Annotated in this window: 1 protein-coding gene; it reads left to right on the top strand. The window is 46.1% G+C overall.

Annotated features, from left to right (window positions below; genetic code table 11):
• Positions 1 to 111: 111 nt before the first annotated feature.
• The coding region (locus R7070_RS26455; protein WP_318141551.1) for a formate--tetrahydrofolate ligase at positions 112 to 1,059 on the top strand (948 nt) is incomplete at its 3' end.

Here is a 1,059-nt window from a genome sequence, read left to right as displayed (position 1 = left end):
CCTAATTTTTTACCAGTATTATTCTCGCGCAAACGTTTGCGCAACAACAATACAGTCTATATAGATTGCTTGATGTTGAACGCCGCGTGTTAGCCATATTTGGGAGTATCCATGCAGTCTGATATTGAAATTTGCCGAAACACACCGTTATCTTCCATCGATGTTATCGCTGAAAAAGCAGGGCTATTGCCTGAAGAATTTGATACACATGGAAAATACAAAGCCAAAGTACACCCTAAGTGTTTAGCCCGCCTGAATGACAACCAAAACGGCAAATTGGTTCTGGTCACCGCGATTACCCCAACTCCACTAGGTGAAGGTAAAACCGTGACAACCATCGGCCTTGCGCAAGGACTGGCGAAGCTACAGCAATCCGTGATGGCATGTATTCGACAGCCATCAATGGGGCCTGTCTTTGGCATCAAAGGTGGTGCCGCAGGTGGCGGATATTCCCAAGTTGCGCCAATGGAAGAGCTCAATTTGCATTTGACGGGTGATATTCACGCCGTTACGGCTGCACACAACTTAGCGTCTGCAGCTTTAGATGCGCGCTTATTCCACGAGCAGCGCGAAGGATATGACGCCTTTGAAGCTCGAACTGGTTTAAAAGCATTAAAAATTGACGTTGAAAGCATTACTTGGAAACGCGTGATGGACCACAACGACCGTGCACTTCGCATGGTCAAAATTGGTTTGAACGAACATGGCAAAACCATTAACGGATTTGAGCGTAACGAAGGGTTTGATATTTCAGCCGCATCCGAGTTGATGGCCATTATTGCGTTGGCAAAAAATCTTAAAGACTTACGTCAGCGCATTGGCAAAATTGTTGTTGCTTATGATCTCGACGGTCAGCCTATCACCACAGAAGATTTACAAGTAGCAGGTGCGATGGCCGTAACGTTGAAAGAAGCCATTGCACCAACATTGATGCAAACGCTTGAAGGTGTCCCTACTCTGATCCACGCAGGCCCTTTTGCTAACATTGCGCATGGCAATTCTTCTATTATCGCTGATGAGATTGCGTTAAAGCTTTCGCGTTACACGGTAACTGAAGCA

Origin of the sequence: Vibrio sp. 1557 (assembly GCF_033340175.1) — a bacterium.
GTDB classification, from domain to species: domain Bacteria; phylum Pseudomonadota; class Gammaproteobacteria; order Enterobacterales; family Vibrionaceae; genus Vibrio; species Vibrio alginolyticus.
The sequence above is the reverse complement of the archived record's forward strand: the minus strand, read 5'-3'. Positions and strand labels throughout refer to the sequence as shown.